The organism is Amycolatopsis keratiniphila subsp. keratiniphila (assembly GCF_001620365.2).
Taxonomy (GTDB): Bacteria; Actinomycetota; Actinomycetes; order Mycobacteriales; family Pseudonocardiaceae; genus Amycolatopsis; species Amycolatopsis keratiniphila.
The window spans coordinates 107,662-126,951 of record NZ_LQMT02000030.1 but is presented as its reverse complement, the minus strand read 5'-3'; the positions used below and the strand labels follow the sequence as shown (position 1 = coordinate 126,951).

Sequence of the window (19,290 nt, the reverse complement as noted above, 5' to 3'; positions counted from 1 at the left end):
GCAATGCTCCTGGCCGAAAGATGTTCGCCCGTCACCCGGTTTCGAACCGGTGGCGGGCGACTCTCGGCTACGGAGTGTGCTGTCATAGATCAGTGGCGGTAACACAGCTCGATCAAATCGAGGTCATTCGCAAGGCGCGCGAACTCCAGCGCGCCGGTATCGATGCCGCGTGTTCGGCCCGTCAACGCGAAGGAATCCTCCTGCTCCGCCGCGGCATGGCGTTGCTCGATTCCATCCATCCGGTCGCCGAGGAGATGAGGCACGACTGGCTCGCCGCCCGGATCCGGCTGGCCTCCAGTATCGCGACCGTGGGGTCGGAGACCAGCGGGGGCGTCGCTTCCGGTCTCGCCGGTCTGGACGACGTGCGGCTGTTGCTGAAAGCGGTGGACGACCCCCGCCTTTACGCGGAATTACGCGGACAGCTCGACCACAATTACGGACTCCTGCTCATGGCGGTGGGGCGGAACGAGGAAAGCACGGGGTATTTCGATTCGTCACTGGCGCACAAAGAGGCCGCGCTCTCCATGGCGAAGGATCCCTCGGCCTCGCTGGATCCTTATCTGGGCACGTTGACCACGCGGGGGCTCGCGTACACCAGGCTCGGCGATGTCCGGCGGGCGAGGCGGGATCTCGTCAGCGCCGTGGAACTCGCGGAACGGAACGGGCTGCGGGCACAGGCCGCGGACGTCCGCCGCCCGCTGGGCACGCTCGAACTCCGGGTCGGCAACGTGCCCGCCGCGCTACGGCTCTACGAGGAAAGCGAGCGGATCTACCGCTCGCTGGAGCTGGCCATTCCGCCCCTGCTGAGATGGGAGCGGGCCGAAGCGCTGTTGACCGCCGGCTTGGCCGAAGAGGCAGGAGCGCATCTCGACGAGATCCTGCCGGTGATGCTGGAACAGCGGAGTATCACCAGGGACCTGGGCGGGGTGGAGTTGTTCCGCGCGACCGCGGCGTTGATGACCGATGATCTGGAGCTCGCGCGAACCTATGCCGCTTCGGCCCGGCGTCGTACGCTGCGCTGGGGCTGCCAGACGTGTGTCGCCAACGCGACCATCGTCGGCCTCCGCGCCGACGTGCAGGAAGCCTTGCGCACCAACGAAATCCCGCCCACGCTGACCTCGCGCGCGCTGCGGGCGGCGAACGGGATGCCGATGCCGCGGCTCGCCGACCAGGCCGCGCTGGCGCGGATGCTGGCTGTCCGGGTCGAGCTGCGGAAGGGAAAACGCAAACGTGCCGCCGAGCTGCTCGCGCGGATTCCGCAGCCGGGACGGCTGACCTCCGTCGATTATCGGATGCTGCGCCGGCTTTGCCGTGCGGAACTCGCGGTGGCCGAGGGGGACAAGACCAAGGCGCTGGCCGAGATCCGGGCCGGGCTCACCGAACTCGACCGCGTCCGCGACCGGATGGGCGGCATCGAGCTGGTGTCCGGTACGGCGCTGCACGGCAGGGAATTGGCGGATCTGGCCGTCAAGATCGTGCTGGAGCGGGCCGACGCGGCCCGGTTGTTCGGCTGGACGGAGCGGACCAGGGCGCAAAGTTACCGGTACGAACCAGTTGTCGCGACCGACCCGGAGCTCGCCGAGCGGGTCGGCGAGGTCCGGGGGCTCGATCAGGCGATCCACCAGGCGCAGCACGAGGGACATCCGACGGCGGCCTTGCGGGCGAAGCACGCCGAGCGGTTGCGCGAGGCGCATCGGCTCGGCTGGCATACCGGCCGCTGGGGCAGGCCGCGGCCGGTCGCGCGGCTCGCGGAGGTCGCCCAGGAGCTGGGCGAACGCGCGCTGGTGAGTTTCGCGTCGTCGGGGGACGACCTCGTGGCGATGGTCGTCGTCGGCGGGCGATGCGAGCTGGTGCGGCTCGGTTCGGCCGCGCGGGCGGCGGAGTCCGCGCGGATGCTGAACGTCGACCTCGACGCCCTTGCGCCGGATCAGCTGCCGGCGCCCTTGGTCCAGTCGGTGCTGGGGTCGGCGCGGAAACAGGCCGAACGGTTGGACATCCAGCTGATCCGGCCGCTCGAAGCGCTGCTGGGGGACCGCGGCCTGATCGTCGTGCCGACCGGTCCGTTGTTCGCCGTCCCGTGGGGAGTGCTGCCGGCGCTGCGGTCCCGGCCGATCGTCGTCGCCCCGTCGGCGACGGCCTGGCTGGGGGCGGCGCGGTCGGCGGTGTCCCGCGCGCGGAAGGTCGTGCTCGTCCGTGGCCCCGGCCTCGTCGGGACCCGTGGTGAGCTGGACAAGCTCGCGATGCACTACCGGACCGCGCATACGCTGGCCGGTGCCGAGGCGACCGTGTCGTCGGTTCTGCGGGCGCTGGACGGGGCGAAGCTCGCGCATATCGCCGCGCACGGTGCGCACGAGCCAGAGAACGCCTTGTTCTCCCGGCTGGAATTGGCCGACGGCGCGCTCTTCGCGCACGAGATGGCCGGGCTGGCGCAGCCGCCGTCGCAGGTCGTCTTCGCGGCGTGTGAACTGGCGCTGAACCGGATCCGGCCCGGCGACGAGGTCCTCGGTTTCGCCAGCGGGTTGCTCGCGAGCGGTTCGCGGACGGTGATCGCGCCGTTGAGCCGAGTCGGTGACGAGGCCGCGGCGGCCGCGATGGACGATTACCACCGCGGCCTCGCGGGAGGCGACGGACCGGCGACCGCACTGGCGGACACCATCGCCGTTGATCCGTTCCGGCGACCGTTCGTCTGTTTGGGTGCGGGCTGATCGTCCGGCTTGACAACCCCTGTTCGATCTTCACGACTCCAAGTGGCCGGTTGGTTACTCTTGACCGAGTCGTCTGAACCAATTATGGTCTAGACCACATTCGCCCGCTCGGCGCTTCGGCGGATGGGTCCCAACCTTCATTGGTATTTCGCTCGCTGTGACCCAGGAATCTCGAGTCCGCGGTGGGTGTAGAGATGGGAAAGGGGTAGGCATGAGCTTCAAACGACGGCTTTTGACCCTGGCGGCCGGTGCGGCCATGGTGCCGGCGGCCCTGGTCGCGATCCCGGCGGGCACCGCCAGCGCGCACGGTTACGTTTCCTCGCCTGCGAGCAGGCAGGCACAATGCGCCCAGAACACCGTTTCCTGTGGCTCCATCAAATGGGAGCCGCAAAGTGTCGAAGGCCCCAAGGGTCTCATGAGCTGCAACGGCGGTGTCGGCCGTTTCGCGGACCTCAACGATGACAGCAAGGGCTGGAAGGTGCATTCCCTCGGCCGTACCACCACGTTCCGGTGGACGCTGACGGCTCGCCACCGCACCAGCACCTGGGAGTACTTCGTCGACGGTGCCAAGGTCGCCAGCTTCAACGACGGCGGCGCGCAGCCGGGCGCCACGGTCACCCACAGCGTGAACCTGCAGCAGAGCGGGCGCCACAAGATCCTCGCCCGCTGGAACGTCTACGACACGGCGAACGCGTTCTACGCCTGCATCGACGCCAACATCAGCTAGGTAGTGGGCTCGTGAGCGGTAATGCCGGTTCTAACCGTCATTACCGCTCACGAGCCTTTTGTGTCAGGCTCGTCCCATGTGCGAACGGGACGGCGTCAAGCTGACCAATCTCGATCAGCCCTTGTTCGAGGGCGTGACCAAACGCGACCTGGTGGATTATCTGGACGCCGTCGCGGATCGCCTCGTTCCCGTGCTGGCGAACAGGCCGCTTTCGGTGATCCGCATCCTGCGCGGGCAAGACCCGTTCATGCAGAAGAACCTGCCCAAGTACACGCCCGACTGGGTGAAGCGGTACGGGATGTGGGCGGAGACGTCGAAACGGCAGGTGTCGTACGCGCTCTGCGACGACCGCCGCACGCTGCTGTGGTTCGCGAACCAGCGCGCCGTCGAATATCACCCGACGCTGATGACCGCGGACGTCGACGCGGGGCCGACCCACCTCGTGCTGGACCTGGATCCGCCCGCCGGCGACGATTTCGCGCACGTCGTGAAGGCCGCCGTTCTGGTGCGCCAGGCACTCGCCGAATCCGGGCTCGTCGGGACGGTGAAGACCAGCGGTTCCAAGGGAGTGCACATCTTCGTCCCCCTGGTGCCGGGACAAGGTTTCGAAGACGTCTTCGCCGCGACCCGCGCGCTGGCCGCCCGCGCGGAGCGGCTCGATCCGTCGATCGCGACGACCGCGTACATCGTGGAAGACCGCGAGGGCAAGGTGTACCTCGATTCGACGCGGGCGGGCGGAAACACGGTCGCGGCGGCGTACAGCCCGCGGCTGCGGCCAGGGCTGACGGTGTCGTTCCCGGTGTCCTGGGACGACCTCGAAAACGTGGTCCCCGCCGATTTCACCGTGCACACGGCGCCCGATCTCCTCGGCGGCAAGGACCCGTGGGCCGAGTCGATGCCGGAGCCGCAGACGCTGCCCGCCGACCTCGTCGAGCAGGGCCACACGATCCCGATCGCGCGGGTCGTGGCGATGCACGAGGGGAAACGCCGGGCGAGGGCGCGCGAGCGGAAGGACTGAACACCCACGGCGGTACGCCGTTTTGTGTACCTTGGACCGCGCTGGGGGTGGGCGAAGGTACTGGGGGCTTTCGTGGGGAAGATCGATGCCGACGTGGTGATCGTGGGGGCCGGCCCGGCGGGGCTCGTGCTGGGGAACCTGTTGAGGGCCGCCGGGATCGACTGCCTGATCCTCGAGCGGCAAAGCCGTGAACATGTCGAAAACCGGGCGAGGGCGGGTTTTCTCGCCGCGAACAGTGTCCGTGTGCTCACCGAGAACGGGCTCGCCGCCGGGTTGATCGAGAAGGGCGCGAGGCACGACACCTGCGCCTTCCGCAACGATCAGGCCGAATTCGAGCTCGACTACAGTGAACTCGGGAACGGTGAGGTGCACACCGTTTACCCGCAACAGTTCCTGGTCACCGATCTGATCGCGGAATTCCTCGCCCGCGGCGGTGAGATCAGGTTCGGCACCGAGGTCTCGTCGGTGTCGGGGATGGACGCGACGGTCATCGCCGATGATCTTCTGTTGCGTGCCAAGTACATCGCCGGCTGCGACGGCAGACGCGGGGTCTCGCTGAGATCCGTCCCCGCGCGGGTCTTCCGGCGGGATCACGACATCTCGTGGCTGGCGATCCTCGCCGAGGCGCCGCCGAGCATGTCCGCGATCGGTTACGCGATCCACGAACGCGGATTCGCCGGGCATATGGCGAGGACGCCGACGGTGACGCGTTATTACCTCGAAGTCCCGCGCGGCGAGGATCCGGATGAGTGGGGAGACGACCGGATCTGGGACGAACTGCACGTGCGGATGCGCTCCGATCGCTACGGCGAGCTCAAACGCGGCGCCATCATCGAGCGCCGGATCGTGGACATGGCCTCGCGCGTGATGGACACGATCCAGCGGGGGAACCTGTTCCTCGCGGGCGACGCGGCGAGCCTCATCAGTCCCGCCGCTGCGAAGGGCGCGAATCTCGCCTTGATGGAGGCCGAAATCCTCGCGCACGCGTTGATCGCGGCCCACCGCGGGAGCGACACGACGGCGCTCGATCGCTACTCCGCCGACTGCCTGCCGCGGATCTGGCGTGCGCAGGAGTTCTCGCTCTGGATGATCAATCTGCTGCACGGCCCGGCAGGCTACGACGACGAGGCCGTCTTCCAGCGGGCGCTGCGGGACGCACGGCTGGAGAGCCTGCGGGTTTCCCGTGCGCACCAAGACTTCTTCGCCGAAAACTACGTGGGTATCTGAACCGGAAGCCCGTCGCGTCCGTATTCCGGGAAAGAGGGGATCGCGGAGTGAAAGGACGAACGACGATGCCGGTACGCATCCGCTGGACGCCGTCGAACCCGCATCCGAGCCGTCCCGCACCCGCGGACGAACCCGAGCCGGAGCCGCTAGCCCGCGCGGACTGTGTGTGTCGCGGGAAGCTCGACGCGGAGGAGCCGGACGTCGCCTGAGCGGTGTCTCCCCGGCTCCTCCTCGGTGACGAAGCGCAGCGCACCGGTGACCTCGCGGGTCACCATCCGCGCGCTGTGCCAGCCCGCCGGGACCCAGCCCTCACGCAGGGCACGGCGTACCTTCTCGGCCCTTTTGACGTGGCGGGCGAACGAATGCCGCCGGATGACCCGCCCGCGCGCGACTTGGCCCGCGCGGGCGTCCTCCGGCGCCACGTCGAGCCACAGCAACCGGACCGGGCGGCGGCTCAGCAGGCCGAGCAGGGCCAGCAGGCCGCGGGTGGTGGCCCTGGTCGACGGTTCGTGCACGACGAGCGGGCCGCCGTGCGCCAGCGCGGACCGCACGACCCGCGCGCGATGCCAGCCGTGGACCAGCGGCCGGTAGATCCGGTACGGCAGCGCGGGCGGCAACCGCTCGCGCAGCCGCGCGCGGACCTGGTCGGAATCGAGCACCGGTAGCGGGCCGGTCGCCGCCCGGGACAGCAGGGTGGTCTTGCCCGCCCCGGGAATCCCCGCCACCACCAGCAGGTCGCGACGGCCGAGCCGGAGTGCGATGCGATCGGTCATACGGCCTCAACGACCCGGCCGATGACAAAGGTTCCTTTACCCGGATCGGCACAGGTCAGGCGGTCACGCGCGTTCCGGGCAGCACGGTCTTGTCCGGCAGGAGCGTCCCGCCCTTGGTGAGCCACGCGACACCGAACGCGAGGATCGCCACCGACTCCAGCCACAGCGCCGGGTAGAGGTCCTTCGTCAGCTCGTCGAACACCAGGCCGCAGAGCACGATCAACGCCAGGCACACCAGCATGATCACGCCCGACGCGACGTACAGCCGGTTCCGTTCGGGTTTGCGGGCGCCGGGGATCTCCTTGTCCGACTTGGTGAACAACACGATGCAGAAGAACGCCAAGGTGAGGAAGAAGACCGCGGCGAAGCCGAGGTGCAGCAGCCCGACGATCTCGTCCGTGCGGTCGCCGTTCGCCGGAGTCGTGGGGAAGAGCGCCACCCCGACCGCGGCCACCGCCGCGATGTTCCCGGCGATGTCGTCGACCCGGCCGTAACCCCGGTAGGACAACAGGAAGACGCCGATGGCGCACATGACGCCGACCCAGACGTCACGCATTCCCGAGTAGTAGTAACCGCTGATCGAGTTGAGCAGGCCGCCGCCATCGACGACCAGCTTCCCGAAGACCAGCACGAACGGCAGCCCGATCCCGAGGAAACCGATGGCGCGCCGCAAGAACAGGTAGTTGTGGACGAGGTTGTCGGATGCCGTTCGCGCGCTCATGGTCGCCTCCGTGCTCAGTGCTTGTCGCCATATGATGACAGCTCGTGACGATGGAGAGACCGTGTGTTATCGAATTGCTCGCTAGGCGTTCTCCAACACGACAGCCGCGACGTAACCGCCCATCCCGATCGACGTCTTGACGGTGAGCCCGCCTTCCGGCCGGGACGGTCCGTCCAACAGCTGCGGATGCCCGTCCGCCACCGGTTTCGGCGCCGGCACCAGATCCCGCTCCGCCGCGAGGCAGATCGCCGCGATCTCGGTCAGCGCGCTGCCAGACTGGCTGTGCCCGGTCAGCGGTTTGATCGAGTAGATCCCGGTCTCGCGCGGGAAGACCGCTTCGAGGATCTGGGATTCCGTGCGGTGGCAGAGTTTCGTGCCCGTCCCGTGCGCGTTGAGGTAGCGGACGTCCGACGGCGCGGCGGCCGCGTTCTCCAGCGCGCTGGTCACCGCCTCGATGGCGCTCGTCGAATCGGGGTCGAGCGCCATCGCGTTGTGCGCTTCGTGCGTCATCGCGCCGCCTCGCAGCGTCGCGTACGAATCGGTCTTGCGCTGGGTCAGCACCACCGCGACCGCGGCCTCGGAGAAGGTGAAACCCTTTGTGCCCTCTTGGAAAGGACGGCAGGCTTCGAGCGGGGGCACGTCGGTGATCGCCACCCCGCAGTGCACGAAGTTGCGCACCATCGGCCTGGTCGCGGACAGATCGGTGGTGACCACGACGACGTCGTCGGCCATGTCCGCGTCCAGCCACATCTTCGCGGTGAGCACGGCGGCGCTCCCGGTCGCGCACATCGCGGACGTGGCCATCGACGGGCCGTGGAAACCGAACTCCGACATCAGTGTGGCGATCGGGGTCGAGGGCATCATGCCGATGAACTCGCGCCGGTACATGAGCTGTTCGCCGAGTTCGGTGAGCCGGTCCCAGGTGCGCAGGTCCTCGCGGACGCCGCCGGAGATGACCCCGACCCGGCGGCCCGGCGTCCAGCCCCGCGAGCCGGCGTCTTCGATCGCTTCCCGTGCCGCGGCGAGCAGGGCGCGCGCGTGCAGGCTGCCGTCCCTCGCCTTGCCGCCCTCGGGGACGTGCGCGACCCAGCCGGGCAGATCCGGGGTTTCCCCGAAGCCGTCGGTGAATTGGGCGCAGGGGACGCCGCTCGCCAGGCCCTCCCACAGTGATTCGCGCCCCCAGCCGTAGGCGGTTACGGCGCCGATGCCGCAGATGTCTGTTTTGCTCCGCACGTGTTTCCCTTCAACTACATTCAGTCAACGCTGGGGTGGAATAGCCGCACCGATCAGCTGTCCGGGGAGGACGGCTACGTCGATTTAGTGATCTAATCGGAAGCTACATCAGTCGAGTAGGGGGTTTGGATCAGATGGATCCTGACGATCTCGACGGTGGGACTCCCGACACCCACCGGCCCTCGGATCAGGATTCCTCGCCAGCGAACGGCACCGCGACCCGCACGGTGGGAAAACCCGGGCGGCACGCGTCGCTCGTCCGTCTGCTGACCGAGTTGTCCGCCGAGAGGGATCGGCGCGGCGACCCCGCGCTCGCTTTTCTCGGCCAGGGGTACCGCCTTTTGGAGCAAAATTCCGACAGCGGCACTTTGGGAACGCAATATCTCACGATGGTGGAGGCGAGCCCTTACGGGATCTGTGTCCATCAACGGGGCAAAGTCGTCTTCGTGAACTCGGCCACCATGCGCTTCGTCGGCGCGAAGGTGTCGACAGAGATCATCGGGATGCACATCACGGACCTGGTCGACGAGGGTTCGCAGGACGCGCTGCTGGCGCGGATCGGTTCGCTGGCCTCGCCCGGCTCGTTCAGTGAACCGACCGAGATGACCCTGCGGACCCTGCAAGGCCGCAGCGTCGACGTCGAATCCCAGGCGGTGCTCACCACCTGGGAGGGCAAACCCGCGTACCAGGTGATCATGCGCGACCTGACCACGCAGAAGGCGGCCGAGGCCGGGCTGCGGTTCCAGGCGGCGCTGGTCGGCCACGCGAGCGACGCGATCATCGCGACCTCGCCCGACGGGCTGGTGACGAGCTGGAATCCGGCGGCGGAAGCCGTCTACGGGCACGACCTCGACCAGGTCATCGGTGTTCCGGTGGCCGAGGTGGTCGGCGCGCCGATGAGCCCGCGGGAGGTCGTCGCCGCGGGCGGTGTCGTGCAGGCGACGCATTACAGCGCCGACGGCACGGCGCTGGCGGTGCGCGTCTCCGCGGCCGAGATGTTCGACGGTTACGTGCTGCTGTGCGCCGACGAGACCGCACAGCGCCGGGCCGAGGCCGAATTCGCCACCGTCGTCGAGACGCTCGACGAGGGAGTGCTGCTGGTGGGCCCCGGCGGGCGGATCGAGCTGGCGAACTCCGCGGCGCACCGGATCGCCGGGGTGCCCCCGGGTTCCCTGGTCGGCCTGGAGAGCCGGACGCTGCGGCTGCACGACGAGCACGGCGTCCCGGTGCCCGTCGACGATCTGCCGTCCGCGCGGGTGCGCCGGTCCGGGAAGGTCGAGACCGGGCGGGTCGTGCAGGTGCGGCGGCGTGACGGCGAGCATCGGTGGCTTTCGCTGACCTCCGGCCCGCTGATGGCGCCCGGCCAGAGCGTGCCCTCGGTGCTGACGTCCTTCGCCGACATCACCGACCGGCGCGCGATCAGCGAGCGGCTGGCCTACGAGGCCACCCACGACCCGCTGACCAGGCTCGCGAACCGCACGCTCGCGCTGAACCACCTGCGCCGGACGATCGCCGATCCGGACCGGACGACCACGGTGATGTTCATCGACCTCGACAAGTTCAAGATCATCAACGATTCGCTCGGTCATACCGTGGGCGACCAGGTGCTGCGCATCATCGGCGACCGGCTGCGGGCCGCCGCGCCTTCGGACCTGGTCGGACGGCTCGGCGGGGACGAGTTCCTGGTCATCACCACCGGTTATACCGAAGCCGCCGAGGTGCGGGCACTGGCCGATCATCTCCAGCGGCGGCTCGCCGAATCGCTCACCGTGCACGGCCGAGAACTGCATATCAATACGAGCATTGGAATAGTGATCGCCGAACCGGGCGATCGGCGCACGGCCGACGAATTGCTGGAAGACGCCGATTTGGCGATGTATCAGGCGAAAACGTTCGGCCCCGGTCGTTATGCGTTCTATGCGCCGATCATGCGGAAACGAGTACGGGACCGTTTCGCACTGGAACAGGATCTGCGGAACGCCGTCGCGGAAGGCCTGGTCGAGACCGTTTATCAGCCCGTCGTCGATTTGCGGACCGGGTGGACGGTCGCGGTGAAGGCGAAGTCCTGTTGGAATCATCCCGTTCGCGGGCCGATCGATCCGGCGGAATTGGCCGAGCTCGCCGACGACGGCGATCTTTTGACGGTCATCGGGGCGGAGGTTCTCGCCAAGGCCGCCTGCGAGATCTCTCGATGGCGTGCCGATCATGGTGTGCACTGTAATGTGAATGTGAGCCTTTCGGTCCGCCAACTGGGCGATCCCACGTTGCTGCAAGTGGTTCAGACAACGCTGGAGGGCGCCGGCCTCGGGCCGCAGGACCTGAGCCTCGACGTCGACGAGACGGCGCTGAAGGACGCGGCCGACGCCGTCGACGCGCTGCGGAAGACCGGGGTGCGGGTGACCGCGGAACGGTTCGGCGCCGGATATTCCTCGCTCGCCCAGCTGTGCGGGCTCGATCTGAACGTGATCGAGATCGACCGGTCGTTCGTCGCCGATCTCGGGCGGTCGAGCGACGCCGAACCGATCGTCGCCGGGATCATGGCGATGGCGCACGCCGTCGACCTCGTCGTCGTCGCGGAAGGGGTCGAGACCGCGAGGCAACTGGAGGTGCTGCACGAACTCGGCTGCGACTGGGCGAAGGGGCCTTTGGTGGCTCCGCCGGGCCGGGTCGAAGACCTGAAGTCCGCGTACGAACACGTAGTGCGGTGAACCGGACGCTCGCCGCGTACGTGGTCTTGGATGCGGGACCAAAGCCTCCTGTCGTGACGGCTCTTCCCAGCGCAGGCTTACCGGTGAAGGAGGTCCGTCGTGTCGCTCGTGCACCTGTGGCGCCGGATCCACCTCGGCCGGAGCTGGGATCGGATCGAGGCGGCGATCCTGGTCGCCTGCGTCCTGATCGCGCTGCTCGGTGTGCCACTGGCCGCGGCGGCGGGCTCGGAGGCCTACGCGACCATGATGGCGCGCTCGGCTCTTGAGACGGCTTCGCGTCACTCGACGACCGCGTTCCTGCTCGAAGACGCTCCGCCGGCGCGGATCGGTGTCGATGGGACGCCCTCGGCGGAGACGGCTCAGGTGGCGGCGCGGTGGGCGTTGCCGGACGGGGGTTTTCAGGAGGCTGCCGTGAGTGTCGATCTCGGCGCTTCGGCGGGGGACGCGGTGACCGTGTGGCTCGACGAGTCCGGTGCCGTGGTCGAGCCGCCGGTGATGCCGCTGGACGCGGCCAGCACGGGGATCGGGGTCGGCGTCGGTGTGTGGCTGAGCGGGGTGACGCTGCTGGTGGCGGGGTATCTGCTCGCCCGGCACCTGCTGAACCGGGCGCGGTGGGCGGCTTGGGATCGGGAGTGGGAGCGGTTCGGGCAGGACTCGCGTTCTTGAAGTACGTGAAGGCCCCTTCATTGCGTCTAGCGCAGTGAAGGGGGCCTTCACGCGCGTCGGCTGTGAGGCCTGAGGTCGCTGGGGCGCATGTGGCGGTCTGGCGGTCCGTGAAGGCCTCCTTCCCTACCTTGAGGGTAGTGAAGGAGGCCTTCACGGACATGGGGAGCGTTTAGTCCTCTAAATGCGGAAAGTGGGCGCTGACCTGCGGGGAAGCGTCAAAGTGGTAGCAAAGGTCCCTTGCTCCCGTGCGCCTGGGTTGTCTCTGTACCTACTAGTATGTACGGTCAGAACGTGGACAAGAGGGAAAGGCTCATCGAGAGCACTCGCGAGCTTCTGTGGGAGCGCGGGTACGTCGGCACCAGCCCGAAGGCGATCCAGGAACGTTCCGGCGCCGGCCAGGGCAGCATGTACCACCACTTCCAGGGCAAGTCCGAACTCGCGCTCGCCGCGATCGGCCGCAGCGCCGACGATCTGCGCGCCAAAGCGGAGGCCGAGTTCGCCGGGCCCGGTTCGGTCGTCGAGCGCATCACGGTCTACCTGCGCCGTGAGCGTGACGTGCTCAAGGGCTGTCCGGTCGGCAGGCTCGCCCAGGATCCCGACGTGATGGCCGACGCGGAGCTGCGCAAGCCGGTCGAGGAGTACTTCGGCTGGCTCACCGGCCGCCTCGCCGAACTGCTCGACGAGGGCCGCGCGGCCGGTGAGCTCGACCCGGCGCTGGACCCGCTCGCCACGGCGACCGCGCTGGTCGCGGCGCTGCAGGGCGGGTACATCCTCGCCCGCGCCGCCGGTTCCCCGGACGTGTTCGCGAAAGCCGTCGACGGCGCCCTCGGCCTGCTCACCACCAAGGAGACCTGACATGCCCTTCGTCCGTATCGACACCATCGGGACCGAGAAGCTCGAAGCCCTCGGCAACGCCGTCCACGACGCGCTGGTCGAGACGCTCGGCATCCCGGCCGACGACCGCTTCCAGGTCCTCAACGGCCAGAACACCCTGAAATACGACGACTACCTGGGGATCCACCGCGACGAGGGGGTCGTGTTCGTCACGATCACCATGCGGCAGGGCCGCACCGACGAGCAGAAGAAGTCGCTGTACCGGCGGATCGCGGAGCTCGCCGAGGAGTACGCGGGGACCGAGCCACGGAACGTGCTCGTCACGATCACCGAGAACAATCCCATCGACTGGTCGATCGGCAACGGCGAAGCGCAGTACGCGTGATCACGCGGGCGCGGCGGCGAAGGCGTGCTGCTCCAGCAGCCACCACGTGTCGCGGCCGAACGACCAGGTCAGCAACGCCAGCGCGCCCAGCGTGACCACGAAACCGGCCCAGAGCGGCAGGATCGTCGAGGCCGCCACGACCAGCACGATGCCCTGGACCGCCGCGACCGTCTTGCGCGCCATGCTCGGCGGGAGCGGCGTGTTCAGCCAAGGCCACAGCCTGCTCGCCGCGACGAAGACGTAGCGCATCGCGCCGATCGTGAGCACCCACGGGCCCAGCGACTGCGCGACGACCACGCTCAGGATCAGGATCAGATACGCGTCGACCTCCATGTCGAACCGCGCGCCCAGCGGCGACGCCGTCCCGGTGCGGCGGGCGACCTGGCCGTCGACGGCGTCCAGGGCGAGCGCGACCGACGCGATGACGACCATCGCGACGATCTCCCGTCCCGCGGTGTCGACGACGAGCGCGGTGACGCAGCCGACCAGCCCCGAGCGGGCGAGCGTGACGGCGTCGGCGGGGCCCAGGGAGCGCGCGGTGCTCCGGTTCAGGCCGTAGGTCAGGAATCCGCCCACGGCGAGGCCGTAGGCCGCTCCGGCGAGCCAGCCCAGCGGGCCCAGCCCGGTGACGGCGTCCAGCGTCCCCAGCAGCGCCAGCTGGACGAGGACCCCCAGGAAAACTCCGGGGTTGATCACGAGGCCTCCTCGTTATGGTGGCGGTGACCCCGCTTCCAGGGTCCGACATGAGAGGACACGATGGAACGCGCCTTCTGGTTCAGTGGTTCCGGCGACGGTGAACTCCGGCCCGTCACGCTCCCTCCGGTCGGCGACGACGAAGTGCTGGTCCGCACCCTGTACACGGGCGTGAGCCGCGGTACCGAGACGCTCGTCTTCCGCGGCGAGGTCCCGCCGAGTCAACGTGCGGCCATGCGCGCGCCGTTCCAGGAAGGCGATTTCCCCGGTCCCGTGAAGTACGGGTACCTCAATGTCGGCGTGGTCGAACGCGGTCCGGAGGACCTCGTCGGGCGGGTCGTCTTCTGTCTCTACCCACATCAGACGCGCTTCGTCGTCCCGGCGTCCGCCGTCACGCCGGTGCCGCGCGAGGTTCCGCCGGAGCGCGCGATCCTCGCGGGGACGGTCGAGACCGCGGTCAACGCCGTCTGGGACGCGTCGCCGAAAATCGGCGACCGGATCGCCGTGGTCGGCGCCGGAATGGTCGGCAGCAGCGTCGCGAAACTGCTGGCCGGCTTCCCCGGGGCCAGGGTGCAGCTGATCGACGTCGACCCGGAGCGCGCGAAGATCGCCGAAGCCCTCGGTGTCGACTTCTCGACACCCGAGGACGCCCTCGGCGACTGCGACCTCGTCGTGCACGCCAGCGCGAGCGAAGCGGGGCTCGCCCGGTCGCTGGAGCTGCTCGCGCCGGAAGGCGAGGTCATCGAGCTGAGCTGGTACGGCGACCGGAGGATCAGCGTCCCGCTCGGCGAGAACTTCCACTCACGACGGCTCGCCATCCGCAGCAGCCAGGTCGGCATGGTCTCGCCGTCCCGCCGGCTGAACCGGACCTACGCCGACCGCTTGGCGCTCGCTCTGCGTCTTCTCGCCGATCCGGGATTCGAAGTGCTGGTCAGCGGGGAATGTCAGTTCCGTGAACTACCGGACGTCTTGCCGCGTCTTGCCGCGAATGAACCAGGAACGCTCTGCCTCCGTGTCACCTATCAGATGGAGGACACGCGTTAAGGGTGCGACCCGGGAGGTCCGTTGTTCAGTATCACCGTCCGCGACCACGTCATGGTGGCCCACAGCTTCCGCGGCGAGGTCTTCGGCCCAGCACAGCGACTGCACGGCGCGACCTTCCTGGTGGACGCGACGTTCCGCCGGTCCGAACTGGACGCCGACAACATCGTCGTCGACATCGGCAAGGCCACCGAAGAGCTCAAAGCGGTGCTCGCCGACCTGAACTACCGCAACCTCGACGACGTGCCCGAGTTCGCCGGGATCAACACCTCGACCGAGTTCCTCGCGAAGGTCATCGCGGATCGGCTGGCCGACCGCGTCCATTCGGGGGCGCTCGGTGAGGGCGCGCGCGGCCTCGAAGGGCTCACCGTCTCGCTGCACGAATCCCACGTCGCGTGGGCGAGCTACGAGCGTGCGCTGTGAGCCGCCTCCACGTCGTCCTGCCCAACGACATCGACGACGTGAGCGCGCCCAGCGGCGGCAACGTCTACGACCGCCGGCTGTGTGACGGCCTCGCCGCCGAAGCGGTGGAGGTCCACGAGATCCCCGTGCGCGGGAACTGGCCGCGGCCCGACACCGAAGCGCGCAAGGTGCTGGCGCGCAAGCTGGCCGAACTGCCGGACGGCGCCGCGGTCCTGCTCGACGGGCTGGTGGCCTGCGGGGTGCCCGAGGTGATCGCCCCCGCGGCGAGCCGCCTGTCGCTCGCGGTGCTGGTGCATTTGCCGCTGGCCGACGAGACGGGACTTTCGCCTTCGCTCGCCGCCGAGCTGGACCGGCTGGAGCGGGAGACGCTCGGCGCGGTCGACGCCGTGGTCGCGACCAGCGAGTGGGCGGCGCGACGGCTGATCGAGCACCACGACCTCGCCCCGCACCGCGTGCACGTGGTGCCGCCCGGGGTCGACAAGGCCGAAATCGCTTCGGGGAGCCTGGACGGGACGCATCTGGTCTGCGTCGCCAACGTGACGCCGCGCAAGGGACAGGGCTTGCTCGCGGACGCGTTGAAGTCGCTGAAGGACCTCCCATGGAGCTGTGAGTGCGTCGGCGCCATCCGTCGCGAGACCCGCTACGTCGAACGCCTGCGGCGACACACACTCGGCGACCGGTTCACCCTTACCGGACCCCGGTCCGGCGAAGCGCTCGAAGCGACGTACGCGGCGGCAGACCTTCTCGTGCTGCCTTCGCGCGCGGAGACCTACGGCATGGTCGTCACCGAGGCGCTCGCGCGCGGCATCCCCGTGCTCACGACCGCCGTCGACGCCCTGCCGGACACACTCGGGCAGGCACCCGACGGCAGTGTGCCCGGGATGCTCGTCCCCGGTGAGGACGTCAACGCGCTGGCCGCGGCCCTCCGCCGCTGGCTCACCGAACCTGACCTGCGTGACCGCCTTCGCGCCTCCGCCCGCCTACGCCGCGAGACGCTGACCGGCTGGGACGAGACGGCGCGCGGCGTCGCCGCCGTGCTACTGAGCGAACGGACGGCGGCATGACCAAGTACGCCCCCAGCTGGCTCCAGCTGCGTGAAGACGCCGACGCCGCCGCTCGCGCGACCGAGCTGATCGAGCCGGTGCGGTCCTTCTTGCCGGAACAGGACGAGGTCGTCATCCGGGATCTCGGCTGCGGCACCGGTTCGCTCGGCCGCTGGCTGGCCAGGCGGCTGCCCGGCCGCCAGCGCTGGATCCTGCACGACCGCGACCCGGACCTGCTCACCCACGCGCTGGCGCGCACCAGCCGTCCGGATCACGCTTTGGACGGAAGCGAGGTCACCGTCGTCACCGAACAGCGTGACATCACCGAGTTACGCGCCGACGACCTCGCCGGGACCTCGCTCGTGGCCGCGTCGGCACTGCTCGACCTGCTCACCGCCGAGGAGATGTCCCGGTTGGCGGAGGCGTGCGTCGAGGCGCGCTGCGCGGTCCTGTTCACGCTGAGCGTTTCGGGCCGGGTGGTGCTTTCGCCCAAGGACAAGTTCGACATCGAGATCTCGGACGCCTTCAACGCGCATCAGCGCCGGGTGACCGGTGGCCGGTGGCTGCTCGGACCGGACGCGGTTGACGTCGCCTTCGGGGTCTTCGAACGTCTCGGCGCCACCGTGCGGCGTGCGCCGAGCCCGTGGCGGCTCGGGGCGGATCAGGGCGCGCTGACCGCGGAGTGGCTCACCGGCTGGGTCGGCGCCGCTTGCGAACAGCGGCCGGAACTCGCGGCGGACGGCGACTCCTACCTGCAGTGGCGGCTCGCGCAGTGCGCCGCCGGGGAGCTGAACGCGGTGATCCAGCACGAAGATCTCCTGGTGGTGCCCGCGTGAAACGGCTCTGGCCCTGGCTTCGGATCCTCGGCGCGCTCGCCATCCTCGGTGCGCTGGTCTGGCAGCTGGGCACCGGCGCGTTCCTGGCCGGAGTGCGCGAGGTCGACGCGGGCGGGATCGCCGCCGCGCTCGGGATCGGTTTCGCCACCACGGTTTTCAGCGCTTGGCGCTGGCGCCTGGTCGCTCGTCGGCTCAGTCTCAAGCTCTCGCTGAAGAGCGCGGTCGGCGAGTACTACCGCGCGTTGTTCCTCAACGGTGTCCTGCCGGCGGGCGTGCTCGGCGACGTCAACCGCGCCGTTCAGCACGGGCGCGAAACCGGTGACGTCCCGCGCGGCGTCCGCGCGGTCGTGCTGGAACGCACGGCCGGGCAGATCGTCGTGATCGGCGCTTCGGTAGCCGTCGTGCTCAGCGTGCCTTCCGTGGTGCCGCCGCCGATCGACCGGGTGGTGACGGCCGCCGGGATCGCTGTGGTCGTGCTCGCGCTCGCGGCCGTCGTCACTGGGATGACGGCCGGACGGCGATGGATCCACAGTGGATCGAAATGGCGCCGCGGGTTCGCCGTCTCCCTCGCCGACGTCCGGCTCGGCCTGCTGACGAAGGAGACTTGGCCCGGCGTGGGCCTGCTTTCGGTCGCCACCCTGGCCGGGCATCTCGCCCTGTTCGTCGTCGCCGCGCGCGCGGCGGGCGTCACCGCGCCGGTCGGCGATCTGCTGCCGCTGATGATCCTCGCCCTGCTGGCGATGGGGCTGCCGCTGAACATCGGTGGGTGGGGCCCGCGCGAAGGCGTTTGCGCGCTGCTGTTCGGCGCCGCGGGTCTCGGTTCGGCGCAGGGAGTCACCGTGGCCGTCGTCTACGGCGTGCTCGCGCTCGTCTCCAGCCTTCCCGGCGCGGGCGTCCTGCTCGCGCGTTCTGTCAAGAGTCACCGAACAGACAGGAGAAGCCCGATGACCGTCGAGAGGGTCGTGGAGACCAGACTGCCCACCAGGTACGGCGTTTTCCGCGCGTACGGGTACCTGGACGCCGATGGCACCGAACAGATGGCGCTGGTTCACGGCGACGTCGCGACCTCGGGCACGCTGGCGCGGGTCCATTCGGAATGTCTCACCGGAGACGTGTTCAGCTCGATGCACTGCGAATGCGGAGATCAGCTGGCCGCCGCGCTGCGGGCGATCGTCGACGAGGGAGCCGGAGTCCTCGTGTACGCCCAAGGCCACGAAGGACGCGGAATCGGCCTGCTCGCGAAGCTGAAAGCGATGCGGCTGCAGGACGAAGGGCTCGACACCGTCGAGGCGAACATCGCGCTCGGGCTGCCGGTGGACGCCCGCGACTACCGTGCCGCGGCCGAGATCCTGAACGATCTCGGCGTGCGGTCGGTGCGGCTGCTGTCCAACAACCCGGCGAAGGTCGACCAGCTGGAACAGTACGGCGTGCGGATCAGCGAGCGGGTGCCGCTGCTGGTCACGCCCAACGACGAGAACCTGCGGTACCTGCGGACCAAACAGGAACGGATGCACCATTTCCTGCCGCATCTGGACCTGATCGAGTCAGCGGAGCGCGGCCAAGGTGTCCCCGAAGCTCTCCACCAGTGACGCCAGCACCAGCCGCCCCTTCTCCGCCGTCGCCAGCGAAGGCCGCCCGACCACACCGGATTCCGCGTACGGGCGCAGACCCACCGTCAGCAGGTGCCGCCTGTCGTCGGCGAGGTGATCCGCCTCGGTGAAACCGGGCCGGACCAGCGAAGGATGCGCGTGGAGCAGGATGGAGGTCTCCAGTTCGCCGGCGTGCATGTCGCTGTCCAGCGACGTCTCCAACCCGGCCGCGTCGTGCGCCGCCTGCCAGCCTTCGACGCCGGGGAAGAGCGCCATCGGCGACGTCGACTCCTGGACCACGTTGGACAGGACGTAGTTGCCGCCGTGCGCGTTCACCAGCACCAGTTTCGGCACACCGGACCGGCGCAGCGAGGCGGCGACGTCGTTCACCACGGCGTACAGCGTCGCGGCGGAGATGCTGACCGTGCCCGGCCAATCCGCGTGCTCGTGGGAGCAGCCGATGGTGATCGGCGGGAGCCGCAGCACCGGATACGCCGCGGCGAGGGCGTCGGCGATCGTCGTCGCGATCACCGCGTCGGTGGCGAGCGGGAGGTGTGCGCCGTGCTGTTCGAAACTGCCGACGGGCAGCACCGCGACCTCGGCGCCACGGGCGCTTTCGTCGGCCGTCGTGGCCGTCGGGAACAGGTTCACGCGGGCTACGGTACCCA

At 69.1% G+C, this 19,290-nt stretch carries 18 protein-coding genes; 13 read left to right on the top strand and 5 right to left on the bottom strand.

Going from position 1 to position 19,290, the window contains the following annotated elements:
• Positions 1-92 precede the first annotated feature (92 nt).
• From AVR91_RS28895 to AVR91_RS28880, 4 genes are all read left to right on the top strand, one after another.
• Entirely contained in the window at positions 93-2,705 is a 2,613-nt protein-coding gene (locus tag AVR91_RS28895; protein ID WP_063272438.1) for a CHAT domain-containing protein, read from the top strand.
• A gap of 211 nt (positions 2,706-2,916) precedes the next feature.
• The gene (locus tag AVR91_RS28890) at positions 2,917-3,432 is read left to right on the top strand and encodes a lytic polysaccharide monooxygenase auxiliary activity family 9 protein (protein ID WP_016331699.1); all 516 of its coding nucleotides are present in this window, start codon (positions 2,917-2,919) and stop codon (positions 3,430-3,432) included.
• Positions 3,433-3,508: 76 nt separating this feature from the next.
• Positions 3,509-4,450, top strand: coding sequence for a DNA polymerase domain-containing protein (locus tag AVR91_RS28885; protein ID WP_063272437.1), 942 nt, complete (start codon positions 3,509-3,511; stop codon positions 4,448-4,450).
• A gap of 72 nt (positions 4,451-4,522) precedes the next feature.
• Positions 4,523-5,677: a 4-hydroxybenzoate 3-monooxygenase gene (locus AVR91_RS28880; RefSeq protein ID WP_063272436.1), complete on the top strand. Its 1,155-nt coding sequence runs from the start codon at positions 4,523-4,525 to the stop codon at positions 5,675-5,677.
• 146 nt (positions 5,678-5,823) lie between these two features.
• On the opposite strand, the gene AVR91_RS28875 is transcribed toward AVR91_RS28880, so the two are convergent.
• From AVR91_RS28875 to AVR91_RS28865, 3 genes are all read right to left on the bottom strand, one after another.
• Complete coding sequence (locus tag AVR91_RS28875; RefSeq protein WP_063272435.1) at positions 5,824-6,450, bottom strand: AAA family ATPase; 627 nt, start codon at positions 6,448-6,450, stop codon at positions 5,824-5,826.
• 55 nt (positions 6,451-6,505) lie between these two features.
• Positions 6,506-7,171: a DUF998 domain-containing protein gene (locus tag AVR91_RS28870; protein ID WP_063272434.1), complete on the bottom strand. Its 666-nt coding sequence runs from the start codon at positions 7,169-7,171 to the stop codon at positions 6,506-6,508.
• Positions 7,172-7,252: 81 nt separating this feature from the next.
• A complete protein-coding gene (locus tag AVR91_RS28865; protein WP_063272433.1) occupies positions 7,253-8,404 on the bottom strand; it encodes a beta-ketoacyl synthase N-terminal-like domain-containing protein in 1,152 nt (383 codons plus the stop codon).
• A 134-nt stretch (positions 8,405-8,538) separates the two neighbouring features.
• On the opposite strand from AVR91_RS28865, the gene AVR91_RS28860 reads away from it, so the two are divergent.
• From AVR91_RS28860 to AVR91_RS28845, 4 genes are all read left to right on the top strand, one after another.
• Positions 8,539-11,112, top strand: a complete 2,574-nt coding sequence (locus tag AVR91_RS28860) for a sensor domain-containing protein (RefSeq protein WP_063272432.1) — start codon at positions 8,539-8,541, stop codon at positions 11,110-11,112.
• Between the two features lie 99 nt (positions 11,113-11,211).
• The gene (locus AVR91_RS28855) at positions 11,212-11,778 is read left to right on the top strand and encodes an Rv1733c family protein (RefSeq protein ID WP_063272431.1); all 567 of its coding nucleotides are present in this window, start codon (positions 11,212-11,214) and stop codon (positions 11,776-11,778) included.
• Between the two features lie 291 nt (positions 11,779-12,069).
• On the top strand, positions 12,070-12,633 hold the full coding sequence (locus AVR91_RS28850; RefSeq protein WP_172843523.1) for a TetR/AcrR family transcriptional regulator: 564 nt from the start codon (positions 12,070-12,072) through the stop codon (positions 12,631-12,633).
• A 1-nt stretch (position 12,634) separates the two neighbouring features.
• Complete coding sequence (locus AVR91_RS28845) at positions 12,635-12,997, top strand: tautomerase family protein (RefSeq protein ID WP_063272429.1); 363 nt, start codon at positions 12,635-12,637, stop codon at positions 12,995-12,997.
• Here AVR91_RS28845 and AVR91_RS28840 read toward each other — a convergent pair whose 3' ends face one another.
• The gene (locus AVR91_RS28840; protein ID WP_063272428.1) at positions 12,998-13,693 is read right to left on the bottom strand and encodes a CDP-alcohol phosphatidyltransferase family protein; all 696 of its coding nucleotides are present in this window, start codon (positions 13,691-13,693) and stop codon (positions 12,998-13,000) included.
• Positions 13,694-13,753: 60 nt separating this feature from the next.
• On the opposite strand from AVR91_RS28840, the gene AVR91_RS28835 reads away from it, so the two are divergent.
• The 5 genes from AVR91_RS28835 to ribA are packed head-to-tail and all read left to right on the top strand — an operon-like array spanning position 13,754 to position 18,622.
• Entirely contained in the window at positions 13,754-14,734 is a 981-nt protein-coding gene (locus AVR91_RS28835; RefSeq protein WP_063272427.1) for a zinc-dependent alcohol dehydrogenase, read from the top strand.
• A 21-nt stretch (positions 14,735-14,755) separates the two neighbouring features.
• Positions 14,756-15,154, top strand: coding sequence for a 6-pyruvoyl trahydropterin synthase family protein (locus AVR91_RS28830; protein WP_016331711.1), 399 nt, complete (start codon positions 14,756-14,758; stop codon positions 15,152-15,154).
• On the top strand, positions 15,151-16,218 hold the full coding sequence (locus AVR91_RS28825; RefSeq protein ID WP_063272426.1) for a glycosyltransferase family 4 protein: 1,068 nt from the start codon (positions 15,151-15,153) through the stop codon (positions 16,216-16,218). Before AVR91_RS28830 ends, AVR91_RS28825 begins: the two co-directional genes overlap by 4 nt.
• On the top strand, positions 16,215-17,033 hold the full coding sequence (locus AVR91_RS28820; RefSeq protein WP_063272425.1) for a methyltransferase domain-containing protein: 819 nt from the start codon (positions 16,215-16,217) through the stop codon (positions 17,031-17,033). The genes AVR91_RS28825 and AVR91_RS28820 overlap by 4 nt, the downstream gene beginning before the upstream one ends.
• Positions 17,030-18,622 (top strand): GTP cyclohydrolase II, encoded by a 1,593-nt coding sequence (gene ribA / locus AVR91_RS28815; RefSeq protein ID WP_076857460.1) that lies wholly within the window; start codon positions 17,030-17,032, stop codon positions 18,620-18,622. Before AVR91_RS28820 ends, ribA begins: the two co-directional genes overlap by 4 nt.
• On the opposite strand, the gene AVR91_RS28810 is transcribed toward ribA, so the two are convergent.
• Complete coding sequence (locus AVR91_RS28810) at positions 18,578-19,273, bottom strand: creatininase family protein (protein ID WP_063272424.1); 696 nt, start codon at positions 19,271-19,273, stop codon at positions 18,578-18,580. The two genes, ribA and AVR91_RS28810, sit on opposite strands and share 45 nt — an antisense overlap.
• Positions 19,274-19,290: the final 17 nt, after the last annotated feature.